Annotated in this window: 20 protein-coding genes; 17 read left to right on the top strand and 3 right to left on the bottom strand. The window is 59.2% G+C overall.

Going from position 1 to position 23,507, the window contains the following annotated elements; genetic code table 11:
* The first annotated feature begins 176 nt into the window (after positions 1 to 176).
* From CE491_RS13650 to CE491_RS13595, 12 genes are all read left to right on the top strand, one after another.
* Positions 177 to 1,058, top strand: a complete 882-nt coding sequence (locus CE491_RS13650; protein ID WP_110948875.1) for a DMT family transporter — start codon at positions 177 to 179, stop codon at positions 1,056 to 1,058.
* Between the two features lie 120 nt (positions 1,059 to 1,178).
* Positions 1,179 to 2,411 carry an ABC transporter substrate-binding protein gene (locus CE491_RS13645; protein ID WP_199885103.1) on the top strand — a complete coding sequence of 411 codons (1,233 nt, stop codon included), beginning with the start codon at positions 1,179 to 1,181 and terminating at the stop codon, positions 2,409 to 2,411.
* A 54-nt stretch (positions 2,412 to 2,465) separates the two neighbouring features.
* Positions 2,466 to 3,347 (top strand): branched-chain amino acid ABC transporter permease, encoded by an 882-nt coding sequence (locus tag CE491_RS13640; RefSeq protein WP_110948873.1) that lies wholly within the window; start codon positions 2,466 to 2,468, stop codon positions 3,345 to 3,347.
* Between the two features lie 2 nt (positions 3,348 to 3,349).
* Positions 3,350 to 4,348 (top strand): branched-chain amino acid ABC transporter permease, encoded by a 999-nt coding sequence (locus tag CE491_RS13635; protein WP_110948872.1) that lies wholly within the window; start codon positions 3,350 to 3,352, stop codon positions 4,346 to 4,348.
* Positions 4,345 to 5,151: an ABC transporter ATP-binding protein gene (locus tag CE491_RS13630; protein ID WP_199885102.1), complete on the top strand. Its 807-nt coding sequence runs from the start codon at positions 4,345 to 4,347 to the stop codon at positions 5,149 to 5,151. Before CE491_RS13635 ends, CE491_RS13630 begins: the two co-directional genes overlap by 4 nt.
* Entirely contained in the window at positions 5,144 to 5,893 is a 750-nt protein-coding gene (locus CE491_RS13625; protein WP_110948871.1) for an ABC transporter ATP-binding protein, read from the top strand. Before CE491_RS13630 ends, CE491_RS13625 begins: the two co-directional genes overlap by 8 nt.
* The gene (locus tag CE491_RS13620) at positions 5,890 to 7,320 is read left to right on the top strand and encodes an FAD-dependent oxidoreductase (protein WP_110948870.1); all 1,431 of its coding nucleotides are present in this window, start codon (positions 5,890 to 5,892) and stop codon (positions 7,318 to 7,320) included. Before CE491_RS13625 ends, CE491_RS13620 begins: the two co-directional genes overlap by 4 nt.
* 263 nt (positions 7,321 to 7,583) lie before the next feature.
* The gene (locus CE491_RS13615) at positions 7,584 to 8,891 is read left to right on the top strand and encodes an OprD family porin (RefSeq protein WP_110948869.1); all 1,308 of its coding nucleotides are present in this window, start codon (positions 7,584 to 7,586) and stop codon (positions 8,889 to 8,891) included.
* 192 nt (positions 8,892 to 9,083) lie between these two features.
* Positions 9,084 to 10,001 carry an enoyl-CoA hydratase/isomerase family protein gene (locus CE491_RS13610; protein ID WP_110948868.1) on the top strand — a complete coding sequence of 306 codons (918 nt, stop codon included), beginning with the start codon at positions 9,084 to 9,086 and terminating at the stop codon, positions 9,999 to 10,001.
* An 11-nt stretch (positions 10,002 to 10,012) separates the two neighbouring features.
* On the top strand, positions 10,013 to 10,807 hold the full coding sequence (locus CE491_RS13605) for an SDR family NAD(P)-dependent oxidoreductase (RefSeq protein ID WP_110948867.1): 795 nt from the start codon (positions 10,013 to 10,015) through the stop codon (positions 10,805 to 10,807).
* A 38-nt stretch (positions 10,808 to 10,845) separates the two neighbouring features.
* Complete coding sequence (locus CE491_RS13600; RefSeq protein ID WP_110948866.1) at positions 10,846 to 11,985, top strand: acyl-CoA dehydrogenase family protein; 1,140 nt, start codon at positions 10,846 to 10,848, stop codon at positions 11,983 to 11,985.
* 75 nt (positions 11,986 to 12,060) lie between these two features.
* Positions 12,061 to 13,701 (top strand): FAD-dependent oxidoreductase, encoded by a 1,641-nt coding sequence (locus CE491_RS13595; protein ID WP_324880855.1) that lies wholly within the window; start codon positions 12,061 to 12,063, stop codon positions 13,699 to 13,701.
* A 183-nt stretch (positions 13,702 to 13,884) separates the two neighbouring features.
* On the opposite strand, the gene CE491_RS31245 is transcribed toward CE491_RS13595, so the two are convergent.
* The 3 genes from CE491_RS31245 to CE491_RS13580 all read right to left on the bottom strand — a co-directional run bounded on the left by CE491_RS31245 (position 13,885) and on the right by CE491_RS13580 (position 16,614).
* Positions 13,885 to 14,178: an OprD family outer membrane porin gene (locus CE491_RS31245; protein WP_407681343.1), complete on the bottom strand. Its 294-nt coding sequence runs from the start codon at positions 14,176 to 14,178 to the stop codon at positions 13,885 to 13,887.
* A 58-nt stretch (positions 14,179 to 14,236) separates the two neighbouring features.
* A complete protein-coding gene (locus CE491_RS13585) occupies positions 14,237 to 15,577 on the bottom strand; it encodes an MFS transporter (RefSeq protein ID WP_110948865.1) in 1,341 nt (446 codons plus the stop codon).
* Between the two features lie 272 nt (positions 15,578 to 15,849).
* Positions 15,850 to 16,614, bottom strand: a complete 765-nt coding sequence (locus CE491_RS13580) for a FadR/GntR family transcriptional regulator (protein WP_199885101.1) — start codon at positions 16,612 to 16,614, stop codon at positions 15,850 to 15,852.
* A gap of 276 nt (positions 16,615 to 16,890) precedes the next feature.
* Here CE491_RS13580 and CE491_RS13575 point away from each other — a divergent pair, with 276 nt between their 5' ends.
* The 5 genes from CE491_RS13575 (at position 16,891) to CE491_RS13555 (ending at position 23,507) form a co-directional block, all read left to right on the top strand.
* Complete coding sequence (locus tag CE491_RS13575; protein ID WP_110948863.1) at positions 16,891 to 18,066, top strand: CaiB/BaiF CoA transferase family protein; 1,176 nt, start codon at positions 16,891 to 16,893, stop codon at positions 18,064 to 18,066.
* Complete coding sequence (locus CE491_RS13570) at positions 18,063 to 19,169, top strand: zinc-binding dehydrogenase (protein WP_110948862.1); 1,107 nt, start codon at positions 18,063 to 18,065, stop codon at positions 19,167 to 19,169. The genes CE491_RS13575 and CE491_RS13570 overlap by 4 nt, the downstream gene beginning before the upstream one ends.
* Positions 19,170 to 19,246: 77 nt before the next feature.
* A complete protein-coding gene (locus CE491_RS13565; RefSeq protein ID WP_110948861.1) occupies positions 19,247 to 20,668 on the top strand; it encodes a cytochrome P450 in 1,422 nt (473 codons plus the stop codon).
* A 34-nt stretch (positions 20,669 to 20,702) separates the two neighbouring features.
* Positions 20,703 to 21,956: an NAD(P)/FAD-dependent oxidoreductase gene (locus CE491_RS13560; protein ID WP_110948860.1), complete on the top strand. Its 1,254-nt coding sequence runs from the start codon at positions 20,703 to 20,705 to the stop codon at positions 21,954 to 21,956.
* A 51-nt stretch (positions 21,957 to 22,007) separates the two neighbouring features.
* Entirely contained in the window at positions 22,008 to 23,507 is a 1,500-nt protein-coding gene (locus CE491_RS13555; protein WP_110948859.1) for an aldehyde dehydrogenase family protein, read from the top strand.

Raw genomic sequence — 23,507 nt, 5'->3', positions numbered from 1 at the left:
TAAAAGGGCGATTGACAACAGCGGTTATCGCGTCAACCATTAAATGGTTGAACCATATAAAAATGTATGCCGCGAGGACTTGTCCAGGTCTCTTCGGCGGCGTTGCCAGGGCCTGGCGTTGGCAGCCATTAAGTGTCTTCCCTTGTCGTCGCCAGAATGCGGCGGGAGCTAACCATATGTCGCAATCCCGACCCCTCAAAGGCATCGCGTTGTGTTGTGTAGCGGTGCTGCTTTTCGCGTCCCTGGACAGCATTTCCAAGTTCCTCACGCCCTACCACAGCGCCATTGTGGTGATCTGGGCGAGGTTTACCGTCACCACGATACTGCTCGGTTGCTGGCTGTTGCCCCGCGAAGGCTGGCGCATCTTTCATTGCAGTTGTCCGGGTTTGCAGCTGCTTCGGGCCTTCGGGTTACTCGGCGCAGGGTTGCTGTTTATCAGCGGTACTCGGTATCTGCCGTTAGGGGAAGCAACGGCGGTACTGTTCATTGCGCCGCTGCTGGTAACGTTGTTCTCCAGCCATATCCTGGGTGAACGGGCATCGACGGGGCAGTGGTTGGCGGTGGTGGCAGGCTTCCTGGGTGTACTGATCATTGTTCGCCCAGGTGGAGGGCTGTTGACGCCCGGCATGTTGCTGCCAATGGGCGCTGCGTTGTGCTTCACGCTGTATCAACTGATCACTCGACTGATCGGCACGCGGGACAACGTCACAACCAGCAACATGATTTCCGGTGCCGTCGGTGTGGTGAGCATGAGCGTGCTGGTGCCTTTTTTCTGGACCGATATACCCGCCCCTTTGCACCTGGCGGCCATGTTCACTCAAGGCACAATCGCCACCGCTGGCCACTTGTTGCTGACCCAGGCCTATCGTTTCACGTCGCCGATAATTCTCGCGCCTTTCAGCTACTTGCAGATTCTCTTTGCCGGCCTTTTTGGTGCGCTTTTCTTCGATCACATACCCGACGCTGGCGCCTTGATCGGCATGAGCGTGATCGCTTTGAGCGGCCTGGGCAGTTGGTTCAGTCATCGCTATGCACGCAAGGCATTGCCGGTTTCGTGAACCTATCTGATGGTTGACAACCCCAAACTCCTGTCGCATTCTTTTCAAAGGTTCATCCAATGACCCTTTGATCCATTGCATTCTGTTGTGAAGCATCCAATAACAATAAATGGAGTCACAATGAACAAGACAACAAACCAGGACCCTGTCGTGGTCCGCAATCCTACGCCGTCCTGGCGCGCCATACTGCTATGTGTCCTGGCTTCAATGGGTAGTGCCGCCTGGGCTGGCACACCGCTGAGAGTGTGTTATGTCGACGATCGCAGCGGAGTCGCGGCTGACACCGGAATACAGAGCTTCAACGGTTTCCAGATCGCTGTTTCCGAGATCAACGATGCCGGCGGTATCAACGGGCAGAAAGTCGAAGTGGTGTCCTACGACGGCAAGACCGACCCGCAACTCACCGCAACCTTCGCCAGCCGCTGTGCCGAGGATGACGGGGCGCTGGCCATCGTTGGTGGTAATCCTTCGGCGCCTGCCGCCGCAATGATTCCCGTCGCATCCGAATATGAAATTCCCTATCTGATGCTTTCGGCCGGCACTGATAATCTCACCGATATGCCTGCACCCTTTCACTTTCGCGTCGGCCCACGTAATGCTCAGGATGCCGCTGCGATTGCCGAACTGATCGCCAGGCAGGGCTTCAAGCGGGTTGCGCTGATCAATAACTCATTGCCCTTCGGCACCGACAGTGCCCACGCCACCGAGGCTGCGTTAAAAACCAGTGGTGTACCGGTGGTGATTCAGCAGACCTACGACATCAACGCCACCGATCTTTCGCCGCAAATCGGCCGCCTGCGCAGTGCCAATCCGGATGTCATCGTGGTGTTCCCATACGCCGCCGATGGTGCCCGCGTGCTACGAACCCTGCAGCAGCAAGGCATTAGCCTGCCCCGTATCGTTGCCCGCAGTGCGCTGCTCAACACGTTGCGCGAACTGGCGGGCGATGCCAGCGATGGCGTGCTGGTGCCGAACACGGTGGACATGCAGCGGCCGGACGTAAAGAAGTTCTTCGACAGCTACAAGACCCGTTTCGGGGAGGCGCAACCGACGATGTATCCCGTACTGGGGTATGACGCGGCGAAGATGTTCCTTCAGGCGATCGCCGACCCTGCCGTGCAAAAGGCCCTGGCAGCGGATGAGCTGGCGGATGCCCGCGTGGCGATTCGCGATGCACTGATCCGCAACGGTAACTATCAAGGGCTGCAGGGTCATGCAGGGGCCACCTACCAATTCGGGCCCGACCGCCACCACGGACCACCCGATCAGAATTGGTTCGTCTTCGTCCAAGTCGCTGACAAAGGCAAGCACCTGGTGGCTGCCGATCTGGCGACATTCAAACCAGGCTCCTGAGCCTGCCTGCATGGGCTGCGTCTGCGCAGCCAGCTTCCTGAAAGGAACATTTCTATGGAACAGATAGGCGTCATTCTTCTGGCCGGGCTGACCAATGGCAGCGTGTACGGGCTGGTGGGGCTGTCGATCTCACTGATCTACGGCACCAACCGGGTGATCAATTTTGCCCAGGGCGAATTCGTCATGCTCGGCGTGATGTCAGCGATCCTGTTCATGGTCACGCTGCATTTGCCCACCTGGGCGGCCATCGGCGCAATTCTCGTGGTGGTGGTTCTGGCTGCACTCGTGCTGGAGCTGGGTGTCTATCAGCCGCTGGTACGCCGCGGGGCGGCACCGCTGACCATCATGATCGGCACTCTGGCGGCCGCGATCATCGCGACGGGGATTGCCTTGCTGATCTGGGGGCCGCTGCAACTGGCGGTGCCTAACGTGTTCTCGCTTCAGGCGCTCAACCTGGGCCCGCTGATGACCAACGCGCAGCAGTTGGCGATCATCGGGGTGTTCGCCGGTTTACTGCTGCTCACCTGGTACCTGATGTACCGAACGTCGTTCGGCTTGTGCATTCGTGCTACCGGCGTCAATCCCAGGATCGCTTCACTGATGGGCATTCGTGCCGACCGTGTCGTGCGTTTCGGCTTCGTCTTTAGCGCACTGATCAGCGGCATGGTCGGGATCTTAATCGGTCCGTTGCTCGGCGGGCAGGTCGGTATGGGGGTGACGCTGACGGTCAAAGGTTTCATGGCAGCCATTCTCGGCGGGCTGGGTAGCCCATTCGCAGCGGCGGCGGGTGGCGTGATGATCGCGGTCGTCGAAGCCCTGGTGGCCGGTTACGGTTCAAGCCTCTACGCCGAACCCATCATTTTCTCACTCATTCTCGCCATTCTGTTCTTCAGGCCTTACGGCTTGCTGGGCGATTTCGAAGCCGGGAGACGCTGAACATGAAAAGTCTCAACACCGCACGCTCTATGCTCGCCGGGCCGGCATTGATTCTGTTGGTCGGCGCGCTGGTGCCGCTGCTGTTGACCAGCGGCTTTCACCTGCGACTGGTCACCATCATTTGCATCTATACGATTCTCTGCACGGGCTTCAATCTGCTCTATGGCTATGCCGGGCAGATATCCATGGGGCAACAGGGTTTCTTCGCGCTGGGTGCATATGCGTTCACGCTGCTGATGTCGGCGGGCAACTGGTCGTTTTGGTCTGCATTGCCCGCCGCTCTGTTGATCTGTGCAGGGGTCGCACTGCTGATCGGTATCCCCTTGTTGCGGTTGCGCAGCCATTACCTTGCGATGGCCACCTTGTGCTTTGGCCTGGTGTTCGCCGGGATTGCCAGCCGCTGGATCGAGTTCACCGGTGGCACCGCCGGAATGATGGTCCCCAGCGTGAAATTCAGCGGCCATATCGTCAGCCGTACTGAGCTGTACTACGCCATTTTGCTGATCATGGTGCTGGTGTTAGTCATGCAGAACTTCATTGTTTCCACGCACATGGGTCGGGCGCTGATGTCGCTGCGGGGCGATGAAACCGCTGCTCAATCGCTCGGCGTCAACGTGACAGCCTGGAAGCTGCGCATATTCATTTTGTCGTCGGTACTGGCGGGGCTGGCTGGCATCGCCTCAGCGGTGGTGAATCGACAGGTCAATCCGAGCTTCAGCGAGTTTCCGATCCTGGTCAGCATCCTGACGATCGCCGTGGTGGGCGGTCTTGGCACTCGTTACGGTGCATTGCTGGGCGCCTGTGTGGTGGTGATCGCCCCTCAAGGACTGGCTGCGTTCGGTGAATCCGAAACCATTATTTACGGCGTATGCCTGTTGCTGTTCCTCATGTTTATGCCCCATGGCCTGTCGGGACTGATACCCAAACTCTTTGGCCGAATTCGACGCAAGGCCGCATCGCCTGCCCCCGGGGTGGTCAAGGCTGGAGAGATCAAACCATGAATGCGTTCAAACAACCGGCTGCGGCAGCAGGCGACGTCATGCTGGACATCAAAGGGGCAACGATGCGCTTCGGCGGCCTGGTGGCGGTCAACGACGTGTCTTTGCAAGTTTGCAAAGGTCAGGTTTATGGGTTGCTGGGGCCCAACGGCGCGGGTAAGTCGACCCTGTTCAATCTGGTAACCGGCGTATTGGTACCGACGGCGGGGCGCATCGAATTTGCGCGCCAGGACGTGTCGAAGTTGGCGCTGCATCGGCGCAGTGCGTTGGGCATGGCGCGAACGTTTCAGATCGTGCGGGTGTTTCACGGCATGAGCGTGCTGGACAACGTATTGATGGGCTTCCATCACACGTTGATCGATGGCCTGTTGCCGTCGATGTTCATGGCCGGACGGGTGCTGCGTCGCGAACGCCAGTTGCGCGAGGAGGGCATGGCCTTGCTGGCCTTCGTTGGGCTCGCGCAGCGCGCCGAAGAGATGGTTGAACATTTGCCGCACGGCCAGTTGCGCCTGCTGGAAATTGCCAGAGCCCTGGCCAGCGGCCCCAACCTCTTGCTCCTGGATGAGCCGGCGGCTGGCCTGAATGATCAGGAAACCCGAAACCTGGGCCAGTTACTGCGCAAACTTAACGCGCAGGGGCTGAGCATCGTCCTGGTGGAGCACAACATTGATTTCATGATGGGGCTGTGCCATCGACTGGCCGTGCTCGATCACGGCAGCAAAATCGCCGAAGGCACGCCACAGCAGATCCAGGTCGATGAAAACGTTATCGAGGCCTATCTGGGCCGGAGGGCCAGCCATGCTTGAGGTTGTTGATTTACGTGCCGGTTACAAAGGCTCCGACGCGATTCGGTCGGTCTCTCTCTCGGTGCAGCGCGGACAAGTCGTGACGGTTCTTGGTCCCAATGGTGCGGGCAAATCGACGCTCATCAACAGTATTTGCGGTTTGACAGAGGTCCATGCCGGTTCGATTCATTTCGACGGCGTCGACATCACACGCTTGTCGGCCCCGGAAATCGTCGAACTGGGCATCGTGCAAGTCCCGGAAGGGCGTCAGTTGTTCGGGCCGTTGACCGTCGACGAAAACCTGCGTCTGGGGTTTCACCGACTGCGCCGCAGTGCCAACCGTACGGCTTTGTTCAAGCAACGCCTGGACTACGTACATGAGCTGTTTCCCAAACTGCGTGAACGCGCAGATCAGCGAGCCATTACCCTCAGTGGTGGCGAGCAATCGATGGTGGCGATGGGGCGCGCCCTGATGGCGGACCCTAAAGTCCTGTTGTTGGATGAGCCATCCATCGGGCTGGCTCCGTTGATCGTGGAGTTGTTGTTCAACGTGCTCGCCAGGCTGCGCGACAGTGGCCTGACCATGTTGCTGGTGGAGCAGCATGCCGAGGAGTCATTGCGCCTGGCGCAGTACGGTTATGTCATGAGCACGGGGTCAATCACGGCCCATGGCGCTGCCAAGCAACTGCTCGACAGCCCTTCGCTGCACCAGAGCTATCTGGGAGAAAGCGCACCCTTGAGCATCGTCGGACGGGCCTCATGAATACTTATGATTTGTTAGTGATCGGCGGCGGGCTCAGTGGCCTTTGCGCTGCTGTGCATGCGGCCGAATCCGGCGCGCGGGTCGCCGTTTTCGAAGCGGGAGAAGCAGCCAAATACCCGGCCAACTCCCGTTACACGGGCGGTGTGTTTCATCTCGCATTTCAGGACATTCATGCATCGCCCGCCCAACTACGCGAAGCTATCGAGGCCGCAACAGGCGGCTATTGTCCTGAGGGCATGGCGGACGTGCTGGCCGATCAGGGCGCGTCCGCCATTGCCTGGTTGAGCGAGCATGGTGCGGTATTCGGCAAGGGCGGCGATTTCCCATTCATGAGCAGCATGTTGATGCCCTTCAGCCTGCGTGAGCCGGGGTTTCAAAACCACTGGCCGGACAAGGGTGCAGACCGTCTGCTCGATAGCCTTGAGCAGCAGTTGTTATCGTTTGGCGGTGCGTTTCTGCGCGGCCACCGGGCAAAGCGACTTCTGCTTGAGGGTGGCGAGTTCGGCGGCCTGCAGGTACAGGTGGGTGAGGCGCTCAAGACGTTCAGTGGCCGCGCGGTGTTGATCGCCGATGGTGGTTTCCAGGGCAACGCTGAGCTGGTTCGTCGCTACATCTCCCCGCGACCGCAAGACCTTTGCGTGCGCGGTGCCGGCACCGGAATGGGGGACGGTATGTTGATGGCCGAGGCCATAGGCGCCCGGCTGGTGGGGCTGGATAAGTTTTATGGCCACGTACAATGCGCCGAAGCGGTCAATGAGCCGAGTCTTTGGCCGTATCCCATTCTGGATGTGGTGGCCTCGGCGGGCATTGTGGTCAACGCCGAAGGTCGTCGTTTTTGCGAGGAAGGATTGGGCGGTGTAGCAATGGCCAACGCCATCGCTGCCCTGGATCAGCCGCTGTCGTCGGTGGTCGTCATGGACACCAAAATCTGGGAGCAGGTAGGTCGCGAGTACCTGCTGCCGCCTAACCCGACGCTGCTGGAGCGTGGCGCCAGACTCTACAGCGCACCGACGCTGGAAGCATTGGCGGCGCAGCTGCAAATGCCCGGCACAAACCTTGTGCAAACGGTCCACGACTGCAACCTGGCCGTCGACCAGGGACGAGCCGACCAGTTGCAGCCACCACGGCGCCATTCCAGCACGTTGCTCGGCAGTGCAATGCACAAGATCGATCAGGCTCCTTATCTGGCACTGCGCCTGAGTGCCGGGATTACTTACACCATGGGCGGCATCGCGATCGATGAACAGTGCCGTGTCTTGAACACCGAAGGGCAGACCATTGCGGGTGTCTATGCAGCCGGAGCAGCAACGGGCGGGATCGAGGGCGGGCCACGCAGCGGCTACGTTGGCGGGCTTGCCAAGGCGTTGGTGTTCGGCCTGCGCGCAGCGCAAAGCGTGATCGACGCATGCGCGATCAAGCCCGTCTGAGAGCGGTTTGGGCTGATCGTCCGTCCGCCTGACTCAATATTTAGAAACCATTGACCTGGGTGTCTATTCCTTCACCTGAGCAGGCGATCGCCTGCTCTTTCACCCACCTTTACCCAAGGAGTGTTCTCCCCAATTCGATAGAGCAATTCGCAACATAAAAAACAACGGCGTGTTTGATAAAACAAAAACAAGAGAAACTCACTATGCCTAAGTGTTCTGTTCGCGCGCATGCCTGTGCGCTGTTCTGCTGTGCCGGTTGCTGCATGACTAACCTCGCTGTCGCGGGGCAGGAGGAGGCCAAGGGTGTGCTGGAGGATTCACACTTGGGTGTGTTGGCACGAAACTTCTACTTCAACCGGGATTTGCGCCACGGCGGTACCTCGGGCTCAGGCACCAACGGTTTTAAACCCCTCGATCGACGCAACGGCTATGCCGAGGAATGGGCACAGGGCTTTATCGCGACCTACACCTCAGGTTTCACCCAAGGGGTATTCGGCGTAGGTCTGGATGCGCAGGCGCTGCTTGGAATAAAACTAGACAGTGGCGGCGGCAGAACAGGGCTAGCGCTGATGCCTATTGATGGTGAAGGGCACCCGGAGAACAACTTTTCAGCGTTAGGCGGCGCGTTGAAGGGGCGGGTTTCCAACACGGTTATCAAATATGGCCAGCAAATGCCCAATGTGCCGATCTTTTCTACCAGCACCGTCCGCTTGCTGCCCTCGTCGGCGACGGGATGGAGTCTGACGTCTAGCGAGTTGGAGAATCTGACCGTCAACTACGGCCGTTTCACGTCTGTTCGTGGTGTGGATTCGAGCAACCATGACGCAGAGCTGACCACCGATTACGGGGCGGGCATTACCTCCAGAAGAATCGAATACCTGGGCGGGCTTTACAAGGTCAATAACCGGCTGAGCCTGAGTCTGTACGCGTCGGAATTCAAGGACGTGTGGCGGCAATACTATGGCTACGCCAGATACGGCGTACCGCTGAGCGACAACCAAGCCATAGATTTCACGCTGAACGCTTACCGGACTCGCGACTATGGCAAACAGTTGGGCGACAGCATCGACAACAAGGCGTTTTCGCTGGCTATGGATTATCGGGTAGGCGCGCACACTTTCACCCTCGGCTATCAGAAAATCTTTGGCGACGAGCCGCTGGACTGGGTGGGTTTTGGCACCATGGGCGGCAACGTGACATTCACCAATGCCTCGCAGTTCTCGACATTCGCGGAAGCCAACGAGCGATCATGGCAGTTGCGTTACAGGCTCAACATGGTTGCGTTTGGTGTTCCTGGCCTGACGTTCATGGCGAGCTATACCAGAGGCGACGACATGGACAACTCCCACAGCACCAACCGGTTTTATACCCGCCGATTCGTCTACGACCCAAACAAGGACAACAAGCATTGGGAGCGCAACCTGGAGGCCGCATACGTGGTGCAGAGCGGCCCCGTGAAGAATTTGTCCGTGCGTCTGCGCCACGCTTCGCAACGTGCCACGACAGGTATCCGCCACCCCGATATCGATGAACTGCGGGTCATCGTTGAATACCCACTGAACATCTTCTGACGCCCGCAGTGGTCGAGTTTGCCGCGTATTGCGCGAGCGACTGTGGTTTCTGACAGCCGTTTTTCGAGGGTGTCAGAGACCATTTCAAACGGTTGACCTTGTCGCGACGTGGCTATCGCCAGCGCTTGACAAAGAAAACATCACTGACCATTATCTCAATGGTTCATCCAATGAGCCTTAACGGAGTCAGTCATGGAATCACAACAAGACCAACAGGATCTTCGTGACCTGGTGCGCTACGAAGCGCGCAACGGCCGGGCGTACATCACGTTCTGCCGTGATGAAAAACGTAATGCCCTGACCTATGAAATGTTCGACCGTTTGATCGAGCACCTTGATCGCGCCGAGCTGGACGACGACGTCCGGGTCATTATTTTCAAAAGCGAGGGCCGGGATTTCTCCACAGGTCATGACCTGGCCCAGGTCGGCGGCGCCGAGTACGGGTTTTCCAAGGATCCGGGGGCGCGTAGGCCGAGCCAGCGAGCGCGTCTGCACTTCGATAAACGTCACGTCGAGCAATTCCGGCAGATCTTCTACTGCGTCAAGCCCACCATTTCGCTGGTGCAGGGCTGGTGCGTGGGCGCCGGGCTCTACATCGTCGAGGCAAGCGATCTGGCGATTGCCGCCACCGACGCCAAAATTGGCCATCCGGAGCAGAAGATGGGTTTGGCCGGGGCTGCCTACATGACCAGCTGGAACATTCTGGCCATGGGGCCACGCAAGGCGCGGGAGATGTTGTTGCTCGGTGAGGTTATCGACGGGACTGAAGCTGCGCGTATCGGCCTGATCAACAAGGCAGTGCCGCCTGAAGAATTGCTTGATGCCGGTGAGGAGTGGGCCGAGCGGATCGTGCGCCTGCCGCGTGACGCCATCGCTATCGGCAAGGCAGCGACGCACCTAGCCATGGATTCGCTGGGCATGACCTCACAGTTCGTTCACGGCTATATCGGCCACGCGCTGGGGACCAACATTCGCTACGAGTCCGACGAAGTCAATTTCATGAAAGAGCGCAAGAACAAAGGCACGACCAAGGCCGCTCATGTACGTGAAAGTCACTACGACGCAGGCGCAGGGCAGAACGCTGCCGACGCTCCTGCCAAATCGAACTGAGGAGACGGCCCATGATTGCTGAAATGGCTGGAATGGTCGCCGTGGTGCTGGGCGGCACCAAGGGTATTGGTCGTGAAAGCGTGCGCAAGATGGCTCAGAGCGGTGCCTGCGTCGTCATTCAGGGACGCGACGCTGAGGCGGCGCAAAGCCTTATCGACGACTGCGTGAGTTATCCGGGCGAGCGCGTGTTCGTCCAAAGCGACTTGCTGACCTATGCAGGAATCGATCAGGCGGTGGGATTCGCCAAAGAGCGCTTCGGCAAAGTCGATGTGGTGGTTGCCAGCGGCGGTCCCAGCGAGCCAAGGCCAAAGCTGTTCGTTGACATGACGCCGGAGGAGGGCATCGCCACGCTGCAAAGCCGACTGATGCCACGGCTCAACGCCTTGCATGCGGCAGTCAAGTACATGAAGGACCAAGGCTACGGCAAGGTGGTATTGGTCACCACCGATGCGGCGCGCATTCCGACACCCAGCGAATCGATGATCGGCGCTGCCGGTGCCTCGATCATGTTTTTGACGCGCTCGCTCGCGGCTGAACTGGCGAGTCTGGGTATCCGCGTCAATGCCGTGGCCACCACGTTGACCACCGGAACCCCGGCCCACGACCGGTTCCTTACGGCCCGGGATCAAGGCTCGCAGGAAGTGATCGTCAAGGCATTCACCAAGGCCGAGCAGCGGGTGAAGTTTCGTCTCAACACCGCCCAGGACCTTGCGCAGTACATCCTGTTTCTTGCAAGCCCGGATTCGGATCAGGTCTCCGGTTCTACCTTAAGCATCAACGGCGGGCTGTCATTCCCCAGCTACTGAAACCGGGCCATCCAATAACAATAAGAGGAGGGCACGCCATGCCCGTCAATGAAGAACACCAGATGCTCCGTGAGTCGATACGGCGCATGGTCGCCAGGGACATCGCACCGCTGGTGCCGTCGATGGAGGGCACCGATCGTTTTCCTCACGAGCTGGTACCCATCTTTGGTGACATGGGATTGCTGCAGTTGTGGCTGCCCGAGGAATACGGCGGACCTGGTGGCGATTTGACCACTGTGTGCATCGCCAAGGAAGAGATCGCCAAGGTATCCCTGGCCGCCGCCACCCTGTGTGGCAACAACTCGATCTCCTTTGTACTGCCCATCCTGCATTACGGCACCGAAGAGCAAAAACAACGCTGGTTGCCTCTGGCCGCCGAGGGCCGGCTGGTCTCGGCGATCGGCATTACCGAGCCGCAGACCGGTTCCGACGTGTCGTCCTTGCGCACACGTGCGGTACTCGATGGCGACAGCTACGTGATCAATGGCCAGAAAAGCTGGATCACCTGGGGTGGCAACGCGCACTTTTTGCTCCTGTTCGCCCGAACCAGCGATGCGCCGGGGTCCGACGGTATCAGCGCTTTCATGGTCGACACCAAGACGCCCGGCTTCGTCGTTGGGCGCCAGGAACACAAAATGGGTCGCCACGGTTCTCCCAGTCACGAGTTGTTTTTTGAAAACATGCGCGTCCCCGCCGATTGTCTGCTCGGCAAGGAGGGCGAGGGGTTCAAGGCCTGCATGAAGGTGCTGGACCTCAATCGCCCGACCATCGCCGCCACCTCCCTTGGGCTGGCGCAAGGTGCGCTGGACGTCGCCATCGAGTATTGCAAGGAACGCCAGCAGTTCGGCAAACCGGTGGGCCACTTCCAGGGCATGCAATTCAAGCTGGCCGACATGGCGATCCAGATCGAGGCGGCGCGTTCGTTGCTGCGCACCTGCACCGAGGAAATCGATTCCGGGGATCACAGTCGCATGACCATTCTGTCGTCGATGACCAAGTGTTTCGTCACCGACATGGCGATGACCGTGACCACCGAAGCGGTACAGGTGCTGGGCGCCTATGGCTATTCGAAGGAGTTTCCGGTGGAACGCATGATGCGTGATGCCAAGGTCAACCAGATCATCGAAGGCACCAATGAAATTCACCGAATGATCATCGGTCGGCGCTTGCTTGCCTAAGCCGGCACGGCTCTTTGTGCGATGCCGGCGCAATCCGGTAACTACCCGGCCGCTCGACGGCAAAAGTGAAATCACATGGCGCTTCGTCCGCGCATGATGGAGAACAACAAAATGAAAACGCCTGTATTGATTGTTGGCGCCGGCCCTGTTGGCCTGGCATTGGCGGGGGATCTGGGTTTCAGGGGGGCTCAATGCACCCTGCTGGAACGTACCGATGGCCAGGTTCAGCAACCGCGGATGGACATGGTTGGCGTCCGTACCATGGAATTCTGCCGCCGCTGGGGCATCGTGCCGTGGGTCGAAAGTGCTGGCTACAATCGCGATTACCCGCAGGATTGCGCCTGGGTCACCACCTTGAGCGGGCACGAGTTTGGCCGCGAAGTGTTTGCCTCCCCCAAGGAGGAAAAATACCCGCCGCAAAGTCCGCAAAAGCGTGAACGCTGCCCGCAGAACTTCTTCGATCCGGTGCTGCGACGTTTTGCCAGCCAGTACCCTGAAGTGACCCTGGCGTACAACACTGAGTTGGTGTCGTTCATTGAACATGAGGAGGGCGTCACGGCGACGGTTCGTGACGTCATCAGCGGCGAAACCCGGGAGATCGAGGCGCAGTTTCTGGTGGGCACCGATGGCGGCGCCAGCGCCGTACGCCAGGGCCTGGGCATCCAGATGGCTGGTGAACCGACCCTGACCTACACCACCAACGTGGTTTTCCGCACCGATAACCTTGAAGCGCTGCACAACAAGCCCAAGGCCTATCGCTACATTTTCATCGGGCCTGAAGGCACCTGGGCGACACTGGTGGCCATCAATGGTCGTGATCAGTGGCGCTTCTCACTGGTGGGCGATGACAACAAGGCAACCCATGACGAAGCGCACATGCGTGCCGCCATCCAACGTGCGGTAGGGCGCGAATTCGATTTCGAAATACTCTCGATGCTGCCGTGGATCAGGCGCCAGTTGGTGGCCGATACCTACAGCACCAAGCGGGTATTCCTGGCGGGCGATGCCGCGCACTTGACCTCGCCGACCGGCGGATTTGGCATGAACACCGGCATTCAGGACGCCGTCAACCTGTCCTGGAAACTCGCCGGTTACCTGCAGGGTTGGGGCGGGCGCACGCTGCTCGATTCCTACGAAACTGAAATGCGTCCGGTGGCGCTGCGCAACGTGGCAGAGGCCACCGGCAACCTGAAACGCATGCTCTCGCCGCGTGTCAGTTCGCCGTCACCGGCGGTGTTCGAGGACGGCCCCGGCAGCGATGAAGCGCGCAAGGCCTTCGGCGACGCTTACACCGAGCAAATGAAGCGCGAGTGGTTTTCCATCGGTATCCACTTGGGCTACGTGTTCGAGGGATCGCCGATCCTTGTGCCGGATGGTTCGCCTCGTCCTGAAGATTCGGTCTCAACCTATGTGCAAACCGCGCGGCCGGGCTCCAGGGCGCCGCATGTCTGGCTCAAGCCCGGCGAATCGACGCTGGACCTGTTTGGCCGCGAGTTCGTGCTGTTGCGGTTCGATGGGGGCGAGACCCGTGAGCTTGAGGCCGCCGCGCACGAACGCGCCGTGCCGTTCAAAGTCGTGGACATCAATAATCAGGAAGCCGCGCAGCTTTATGAGCGTCGTTTTGTCCTGGTGCGGCCGGATGGTCAGGTGGGATGGCGAGGCGATGAGTTACCCAATGATCCGCTTCAGGTGATCGATATTCTGCGCGGTGCATGATCGGCTGAGCTGAAGGGGCTGTATCTCGATTTACGCAGTGCCCATGGCTTTCGGGTCATGGGCGCTGTTTTTTTCGGTGTTAGAAAATGTTGATCGGGTATTCGGCGATAAACCGGATGTCGTTGTGATCGGGATAGCATCCCTCGCTGCTGGAGCGATGCAGCGAATGCTTGACCCGCAACGTCAGGTGGAGCGCAGGCTGACACCGGTCGCCGAGCCTGGCAGTAAGCGAGAATCATTGAATCCAAACACCGGGGTCAAGGGGAACTGTTCGCCCCAGGTCAATTCGGTATTGGACAAACGCAGCTTAAGTGCCGCTAAGGCATGAGGCTGGTGCCTGTGCGGCTCCCGCCTCCATCCAGACGCAATCCGAGGAGGGCATGCAGCTCGACGCCGACTCCGAGCGTGCCCCGGGGGTAGCCGGACGGGTAGAAAAACATGGCGCCTTGAGCCAGCTCCTCGCGGCAGCCTCGCCATCTTGTTCAGAGTTCAGAGGGGTGAGGGGCGCTAACCCTGAAGCGTGTGAAAGCGCGCTCTACCGTGCCTGTTTGCGGCCGGCCAGCAGCGCATCCTGGAATGCATCGCCACGGGGCGTCGAGCGGGCGAAACAGACCAGCACGGCAGCGATTATCGAGGTGGCGGACAAGGCGTACAGTCCTCCTTCGATAGTGCCCGTATGGGCCTCCAGCAGGCCGAACACACTCGGTCCGATAAATCCGCCCAGGGTGCCGACCGAATTGATCAGTGCCAGGACCCCTGCGGCTATCCGTGCGTCTAGGTAGCGCTGGGGAATCGGCCAGAACATCGCTGTCGCCGATTTGAAGCCAATCGCCGCGAAGCAGGTAGCGATGAAGCCGAATAGAGGTCCGCCCAGGGTTGATGCAAAAAGTCCCACGCCGGCAATGGTCAAGGTAATCGAGAGCCAGGCCCTTTGACTCAACCAGCGGCTTGCCAGCACGGCAAACCCATACATGGCAATAATCGCAATCAACCAGGGGATAGAGTTCAGCAGGCCGACTTGCACGTCACTGAGCGTTCCCAGTTCGCGGATCATGCTGGGCAGCCAGAACGTGACGGCGTAGACCATTTGGGCAATGGTAAAAAACAGAAAACAATGCAGCAGGATTTGTCGATCCATCAGGAGTCTGAACACGGAGGGCGGGGCCACATAGGTCGCTTCACGCTCTTGCTGTTCGATCAGGATGACCTGCGCCAGTGCCTGTTTTTCGTCCTCCGTCAGCCATTTTGCCTCCCGCGGGTGGGAGCGTAAGACTTTCCAGACCACAGCGCAGAGCAGGATGGAAGCGAAGCCCTCGATCAGAAACATCCACTGCCAGCCATGCAGACCGAAACCTTGAATCAACAACAGCGCGCCGGAAACGGGCCCGGCTATGACCGAGGCGACTGCTGAGCCACCTATGAAGATAGCCATGGCCTTGGCTCGTTCCGTGGAAGGCAACCATTGCGTGAAGTAATAGGTGACCCCAGGGAAAAATCCGGCTTCCGCCGCGCCCAGCAGAAACCGGCAGACATAGAACTCGGTCTCGTTGCGCACGAACGCCATGGCCATGGCGGCAATGCCCCAGGTCAGCATGATGCGAGTCAGCCAGATGCGCGCGCCGAACCGTTGCATCAGCACGCTGGACGGGACTTCGAATAATGCATAGCCGAGAAAAAACAGCCCCGCACCGAGGCCATAGGCTGCGACTCCGATGCCAAGGTCGACTTCCATGTGATTGCGCACAAAGCCGATGTTGACACGATCAATGTAGTTGACGATGAACATCAGCACGAAGAGAGGCAGTACGTGTCGTTTTACCTTGGCCACGGCACTGTTGATCGCCAGAGGCCGAAAACTGCCTGCGAGGGAGTCCATAGATGGGTCCTTTCTTGTTTTTATGATGCGATGTTGAACATTGCCCTGCTCATACTGACGCTAAAGGCACTATGGTTGAACCATTGTGAGATTAGGTCGACGATTGTCATTGGTCAAGCTGATTGCGCCAGCAGGCTAGGGCAAGTGAGGTGCACAAACAGGTCGTTGTTGCAGCGTCAACGGTGACAGCGAGGGGGGTTGCAGGCAGCCCAAGATCGGGCTGCAATAAAGATAGGGGCGAGGGGGTGAGGCAAAAGAAGGAGGGGTTTTGTTTAAGCTTGCCCGACTATACGCTGTTGCGCTCCTTGCTCTTCCTGCGCCTTGTAATGCTTGCGCAAAGCCGTCAGATGCTTGTGCATCTCCGTTACAGCTTTCTCCTCGTCCCCGGCGCGCATGTGCTTGAGGATGCGGCGGCGTGAGGCCACGATCTTAGTGTTTTCAGCATGGACAGGGGCTTTGAACAGACTTCTGTAGATAAGATCGTTCAATGCTTCCATGAGGATGATCAGTACCGGATTCTTCGCAGCCCTTGCCAGGATGATGTGGTACTCGAGATTAAGCGTCAGGCGTTTTGTGCCGTCACCGTCCGCGACCGCTTTCTCGCTCGCATCCAGGTTGGCTTCCAGCTCGGCGTATTCAGCTTCGTTGGCGCGTTGGCAGGCCAATCGAGTGACTTCGACGCCGATAAGCAATCGTGCTTCTGCAAGATCGCCTGGCAGAATGAAGCCCAATCGATACAAATCCGAAAAGCCCGAAATCACGGCATCACTTTGACCTTCACGGACGAATGCGCCGCCGGTAGCGCCTTTGCGGAACTCCAGCAAGCCGGACATTTCCAGCGCCCTGAGCGCCTCGCGCACGGTGTTGCGCGACAGATTGAATTGCTCGGCCAGGTCACGTTCCGGCGGTAGACGATCGCCTGGCTTGAGCAGGCCTTGAGACAACTGTTCGCGGATCTGCTCCGCGACTTCTTCGAATGCGCGCTTGGTCTGGATCGGCAGATAGGAAGGCCGAGCGCGTTGTGTGTCTTTGTCCAAGCTGATTTCCTCGTGCTCCCTGAGTTTCAAGCCCAGGCATTGTTCTAATTGGTTAATCCATTGCGATATTAGCCCCATTTTTTCTTGCTGTCTTGACTCTATCCCAACCCCTTTTACGCCTTCGGTTGGCGCTGGCGGTTCATGAAAAAGGCGCTTGACAACCCGAACCTCTAAGGTCTAACTTTTATTCAAAGGTTCATCCAATGAGCCAATCAATAGCCAGGCCAAGGATCGTTTGCACTCGACCAGCCTCACTACAATAAAAAGAGGGACGCTATGAGCACGTTTGAAACGCCGACCCACGGCAGTGAATCGTCACGCGGCAGACCACTCGAAGGTCTGGTGATCATCGAAACCTCGAGTTTCCTCACTGGCCCATTCGCCTCGATGATGTTGTCCGATCTCGGCGCCGAGGTGATAAAGGTCGAGCCACCCGGTGGCGACGGCTTTCGGCGTTTTGGTCATTCGCGAGGCGGTTTCGGTGCGTCCTGGACCAACGCTAACCGCGGCAAGCGCAGCGTCGTGATTGATCTCAAATCCGCCGAGGGCCTTGCGCGTTTCAAGAGCCTGCTGGAAAAAGCCGATGTGCTGATCGAAAACTGGCGGCCACGTGTGGCGACGTCACTGGGGTTGGGGCAAGACGTGTTGACGGCGCTTAACCCGCGCCTGATCCGGCTGTCGATCACAGGTTTCGGTGATACCGGGCCGCTCGCCGACGCACCGGCGTTCGACTCCTTGATTCAGGGACGCACCGGCATCGTGCTGGCCGAAGGGCGTAACAACGGCTCGCCAGCAGTAACGCCTTACAACATGGTCGACAAGGTAACGGGAATTTTTGGCAGCCAGGCGATCATTGCCGCGCTCTACGAGCGTGAAAAAACCGGCCTTGGCGCGCATGTGAAACTTCCGATGCTCGACGTAATGGGCTATTTCAACTTCCCGGACATGTTCCAACATCGCACATTCGATGGCGATACCAGCGGTTGGAAGCCCCCTCAATCGCAGGTGCTGGAAACCGCTGATGGTCACTTGGTGATCTCTCCGGCCAATGGCGCGCAGATGTCCAAGACCCTCAGCGCCATCGAGCGGCCGGAGTGGAAGGACGAGTTCAAGCAAATGACCGACCCGGTGCTGATGGCCGAGGAGTTTTTCCGTCGCGTCGGTGCAGTGGTCAAACAGAAAACCACTGAGTTCTGGCTGCAGCGCTTTCTGGAGATGGACGTACCGGCCGCGCCGGTGTTCGACCTTGACCAGTTTCTGAACGACGCTCAGGTCATCAATAACCAGGTTCACAATCTGATCGAATCACCGGTCGGGACGATCCGGGCAGCGCGTTATCCCGCCAGTTTCGATGGGCGCTTGATGACGCCACGCTTTGGCCCGCCCTCGGTGGGCGAGCATGACCAGCACGTCGAGGATTTCATTGCCGCTGCAGCGCAGGCACGGTCATGAGCGAGTTTGTCCGTGCAGCTGTTGCCCATGGACAGCAAGGCGCGGTGATTGTCGAGTCTGTGCGGCTAAAGCCATTGGGCCCCCGCGACGTGCTGGTTCAAATGAAAGCAGCAGGCATCTGCCATTCCGACATGAGTTTTATCAACGGCGAGCGATCCGGCGCGAGCTATCCGTTGGTACTGGGTCATGAAGGTGCAGGCGTGGTACTTGAATGCGGTCGCGAGGTCAGCAGCCTGAAGCCGGGCGACCATGTGATTCCGTTAGGGATTCCCGAGTGCGGCGTGTGCCCTGCCTGTGTCAGTGGCAAAACCAATCTGTGCGACGAGTATTTCCGCGACAGCGGTAGCCGACCGTTTCTGTTGGGTGACCAGGCGCTACGGGGTTTCTGTGACCTCGGCACATTCGCCGATGCCATTGTGGTGCGTGAGATGCAAGTTGCACCTATCGACCGAGCCGCGCCACTGGACGTGATCTGCTGCTTGGGATGCGCTGGGGCTACCGGTCTGGGTGCAGCGTTGTTCACGGCCAAAGTCGAGGCCGGTGCGAGTGTGGTGGTGTTCGGCCTGGGCGGTATCGGCATGAACGCCGTGCAGGGCGCCCGGCTGGCTGGCGCAGTCAAGATCATCGGCGTCGACACCAATCCGCTGCGTGAAACGGCAGCGCGAGCGGCAGGAGTCACCCACTTTGTCGACCCGACCCAGGTTGAAAACCTGCTCGACCATCTGCGAGAGCTCACCGATGGCGGCGCCGATTACAGCTTCGAATGCGTGGGCAATCAGAAGGTTCTGTCCGACGCCGTAGAATGCACCCGCAAGGGTTGGGGCGTGACGGTGATGGTGGGCGTGCTGCCCGGCAGCCAGCAAATCCAGTTGCGCCCCCGGGCGATTCTCGAGGGCCGTCGGTTGATGGGTTCTTACTTGGGCAACATCAAGACACGCACGCAATTGCCGCGACTGGTCGACCGCTTCATGGAGGGCGATCTGTCATTCGAGTCACTGATTTCACATCGTATCGCGCTGCAGGACATCAATGACGGCTTTGCCAAGCTGGCCAATGGCTCGGCGCTGCGCACGGTCATCCATTTCGATCACGCGGCAGGCTGATTACCTACCGAGTCAAGCAACCTATTCAAGCCATGGCGGCGACCGTGGCCTCGCTAATAAAAATAAGGAGACACCTCATGAGCCACGATCACGCCAACGCGCCGGCCTTCCCGATGAAGCGCTGCCCGTTTTCTCCGCCGCCGGAGTACGCGCAAATCCGCGCTGAAGCGCCGGTGTCCAAAGTCACCATGCCCGATGGCACACAAGCCTGGTTGCTGACGCGTTATGACGACGTCAAGGCGGTGCTGGGCGACAACCGCTTTTCGACTGATCCGGCCACGGACGGTTATCCGTTTATTTCTCCGGCACGCGCCTCACTGCTCAAGTATGAAAAACCAGCCACGCTGATTCGCCTCGATCCGCCTGAGCACACCAAGCATCGGCGCATGCTGACCAAGGAATTCATGATCACCCAAGTGGAGGCCATGCGTCCCTTCATTCAAGAAACGGTTGATACGCTGATCGACGAAATGATTGCCAAGGGTGACACCTGCGACTTCGCAGAAGAGTTCGCTCTGGCGCTGCCGACGGCTGTAATCGCCAGTCTTCTGGGAGTGCCTTACGAGGACCGCGATTTCTTCCAGGAGCGCGCTCAAGCCAAGCTGGACCTGACGGCCGATCCGTCGGTGCCGCTCAAGGCGGGCGAGGAGATGCGCGCTTACCTGGACAAACTGATCACTGAAAAGATGCAGAACCCCGGCAACCGCAGTGACCTGATCAGCCGTTTGATTGGCAATCAGTTGATTCCGGGTCATCTGTCGCGCGAGGAAACCCTGGCGACCATCGAGTTGCTGTTGATGGGCGGGCATGAAACCACGGCCAACATGATTGCCCTGGGCACCTTGTCGCTGCTGATGAACCCGGACCAGAAGGAGGCATTGATCAACGACCCGTCGCTGGTCAAGAACGCCATCGAAGAAATGCTGCGCTACCACACCATCGTCCATTACAACGGGCCGCGAGTGGCCATGGAGGACGTGGAAGTCGCCGGGCACATGATTCGCAAGGGCGAAGGGGTCATGGCAATGATCAGTGCGGCCAATCGCGACCCGGAAAAATTCCCTGATCCTGACAAGTTCGACATTCGCCGTGAAGCCCTGCACCACGTGGCGTTCAGCTACGGCGTTCATCAATGCCTGGGTCAGCAGTTGGCGCGCCTTGAATTGAGCATTGTCTTCACCACGCTGTTCAAGCGTCTGCCAAGCCTTGCGCTGGCGGTGCCGGTCGATGAGCTGAAATTCAACAGCGATGCCTTTGTCTACGGGATCAAATCCCTGCCATTGAAGTGGGAGCCGAAAATGCAAAAGTTCTTCAGCGTCGATTATTCGCGGTGTGTAGGTGGTGGTCTGTGCGTCATGGCCGCGCCCAAAGTGTTCGCGCAGAACGAAGACGATGGCCTGGTCATCGTTCTCGACGACAACCCGCCGCCAGAAGAGCACGAAAACATCCGTGAGGCCGCACGGCTGTGTCCCGCCCTTTGCATCCATGTCGACAAGTAATCGAGGCGCACGCGTGGCGCCGGGGAGTGATGTCATGGCAGATGATGGAATTTTGGTGGTGGGCACGGGCCAGGCTGCGTTTCAACTGGTGGGCTTTCTTCGTGATGAAGGATACGCCGGAATCATTCGCCTGGTGGGCGATGAGACCCATTTGCCCTATCAGCGACCACCGTTGTCCAAAGCGTTCATGAACGGCGACTGTGAAATCGACAGCCTGTTTTTTCAGTCACGCGAGCATTTTCAAAAGCGCGAAGTCGAGTTGCATCTGGGCGCGAAAGTGACCCGCATCGATCGCGTTGGCAAATACGTCGAAACGGCTAACGGGCTGCGCTTGCCTTATGCGCATCTGGTATTGGCGACCGGCGCCCGCAATCGCAATCTTCCTGGACTGAGCAAGGCGTACCCTTGGCTGGTCAACCTGCGGGGCCTGGATGACGCTGGCCACATGCGCGAGCGTCTGAGTGGTGCCCGCGAAGTAATTGTCATCGGTGCCGGCTTTCTGGGACTGGAGTTCGCAGCGGTGGCCGCGAAAAAAGGTTTGACGGTGACCGTCATCGAGGCGGGACAAACGCTGATGGGCCGGGCAATCAGCGCGCCGGTGGCGGCTGCGTTTCGCCGTCATCATGAAGCCTTGGGCGTACGCTTCCTGTTGGGGGTAACCGTGGCCGCACTCGATGAAGCCGCACCCGAGCGTTGCCGTGTGGTGACCAGCGAGGGTGAGGTCATCGAGGCAGATTTGCTGGTCAGCAGCATCGGCGTCCTGCCTAACGTGGAACTGGCTCAGGAAGCCGGGTTGCGCTGTGACAACGGCATTGTCGTCGACGCCTTCCTCAGCACTGATGACCCGGCAATTTCAGCGATTGGTGACTGCGCGGCCTTCGAGTCACGTTTCTCACTGGGCTTGTGCCGCATCGAGTCGGTACAGAACGCGATGGATCAGGCGCGTTGCCTTGCCCGCACATTGACCGGCAATCGCGCGCCTTACGACGCGGCGCCGTGGTTCTGGAGCGATCAAGGTGGTTTGAAGTTGCAGATCGTCGGGTTGTCCCACGGCGCTGATCAATGCGTGATCCGCGGCGATGCGCACAGCTTTGGTTTTTCCGCGTACTTGTTTCGCGCTGGACGTCTGGTGGCCGTCGAGTCGGTTGCAAGGCCAGCCGATCACATGGCCGCCCGACGATTGCTGAACGCCGGCGTCCAGGTCCAGCCGCAGCAGGCACAGGACCTGGATGTCGATCTGAAAAGCCTTCTGCCGCTGGCCGAGCCTTTGGCGGCGCATCCGGTGTGAGTTTCGGCCAAGCCTTCTAGTGCCTTTTTTACAAGAATAAGGAATGCATTCATGTCCAACCTGCATCCGAGACTGGGCCAGACAGCTGCCCGGTTCATCCAGCGTGAACACCGCTTGTTGATCGACGGGCAATGGGTCGCCCCAAGCGCAGGCAAACACTTCGACGTCGAGGACCCTGGTACCGGGCTGCTGATCGCCCGTGTCGCCGAAGGTCAGGCCGTGGATATCGATCTGGCGGTCAACGCAGCGCGTCGTGCGTTCGAGAGCGGTGAGTGGTCACGCTGCACGCCCGCTGATCGGACTCGGTTGTTGCTGCGTCTGGCCGATCTGATCGAGGAAAACGGCGACGAATTGGCCGAACTGGAAGTCATGGATAACGGCAAACCTCTGGCGTTCGCCCGGCGCGGTATCACTGGCACCGCCGAGATGGTGCGCTACATGGCGGGGTGGGTGACCAAGCTCACCGGGGAGGCGGTGCCGCTGTCGATGCCGGGCAACTGGCACGCCTACACCGTGCGCGAAGCGGTCGGCGTAGTGGGACAGATCATTCCGTGGAATTTCCCCTTGTCGATGGCAATCTGGAAACTGGCCCCCGCCCTGGCGGCGGGTTGCACGGTGGTGCTCAAGCCTGCCGAGCAGACCCCGCTAAACGCCCTGCGTCTGGGCGAGCTGATCATGGAGGCTGGCTTTCCACCCGGCGTGGTGAACATCATCACCGGTTTTGGCGCCGATGCAGGTGCGGCACTTGCGGCCCATCCCGGCGTTGACAAGGTCGCCTTTACCGGCTCGACAGCGACCGGTAAGCGCATCGTTCAGTCAGCCCTGGGCAACCTGAAAAAAGTCACCCTGGAGCTGGGCGGCAAATCGCCGGTGTTCATCTTCCCGGACGCCGACTTGAGCGTTGCTATACCTGGGGCGGCCAACGCGATCTTCTTCAACAGCGGCCAGGTGTGTTCGGCCGGTTCCCGTCTGTACGTCCACAAGAAGATCTACGAACAAGTGGTCGCAAACATCGCCGCCTACGGCGACCGTTTGCAGCTTGGGCACGGAATGGAAGCGGGTAACGACCTGGGGCCGCTGATTTCGAAGGTGCAGATGGACCGCGTGCAGAATTACATCGACGCGGGTCGTGAAAGCGGCGCGACCCTGGTGTCCAGCCAGCGTCCCGCAATCGACGGCGGATATTTTGTAGCGCCCACCGTGCTGGCCGATACCGACGCGAGGATGAGCGTCGTACGTGAGGAGATTTTTGGCCCGGTGCTGTGCGCGATGCCGTTTGACGACGATGACCTGGCCAGCGTTGCAGCGCTGGCCAATGACACCGAGTACGGCCTGTTTGCCGGCGTCTGGACCCAGGACATCGGCAAGGCCCACAAACTGGCCAAGCGTATTCGTGCAGGTTCAGTGTCGGTCAATGCGCACATGGTCAACGACCCTGCGTTGCCCTTCGGAGGTTTCAAGCAATCGGGTTGGGGGCGCGAGCGCGGTCGTGAAGCCCTTGAGCTCTATTCGGAACTCAAAAGCGTCGCCATCAACCTGGGGCAGGATTGA

Source organism: Pseudomonas bohemica (genome assembly GCF_002934685.1).
GTDB classification, from domain to species: domain Bacteria; phylum Pseudomonadota; class Gammaproteobacteria; order Pseudomonadales; family Pseudomonadaceae; genus Aquipseudomonas; species Aquipseudomonas bohemica.
The sequence above is the reverse complement of the archived record's forward strand: the minus strand, read 5'-3'. Positions and strand labels throughout refer to the sequence as shown.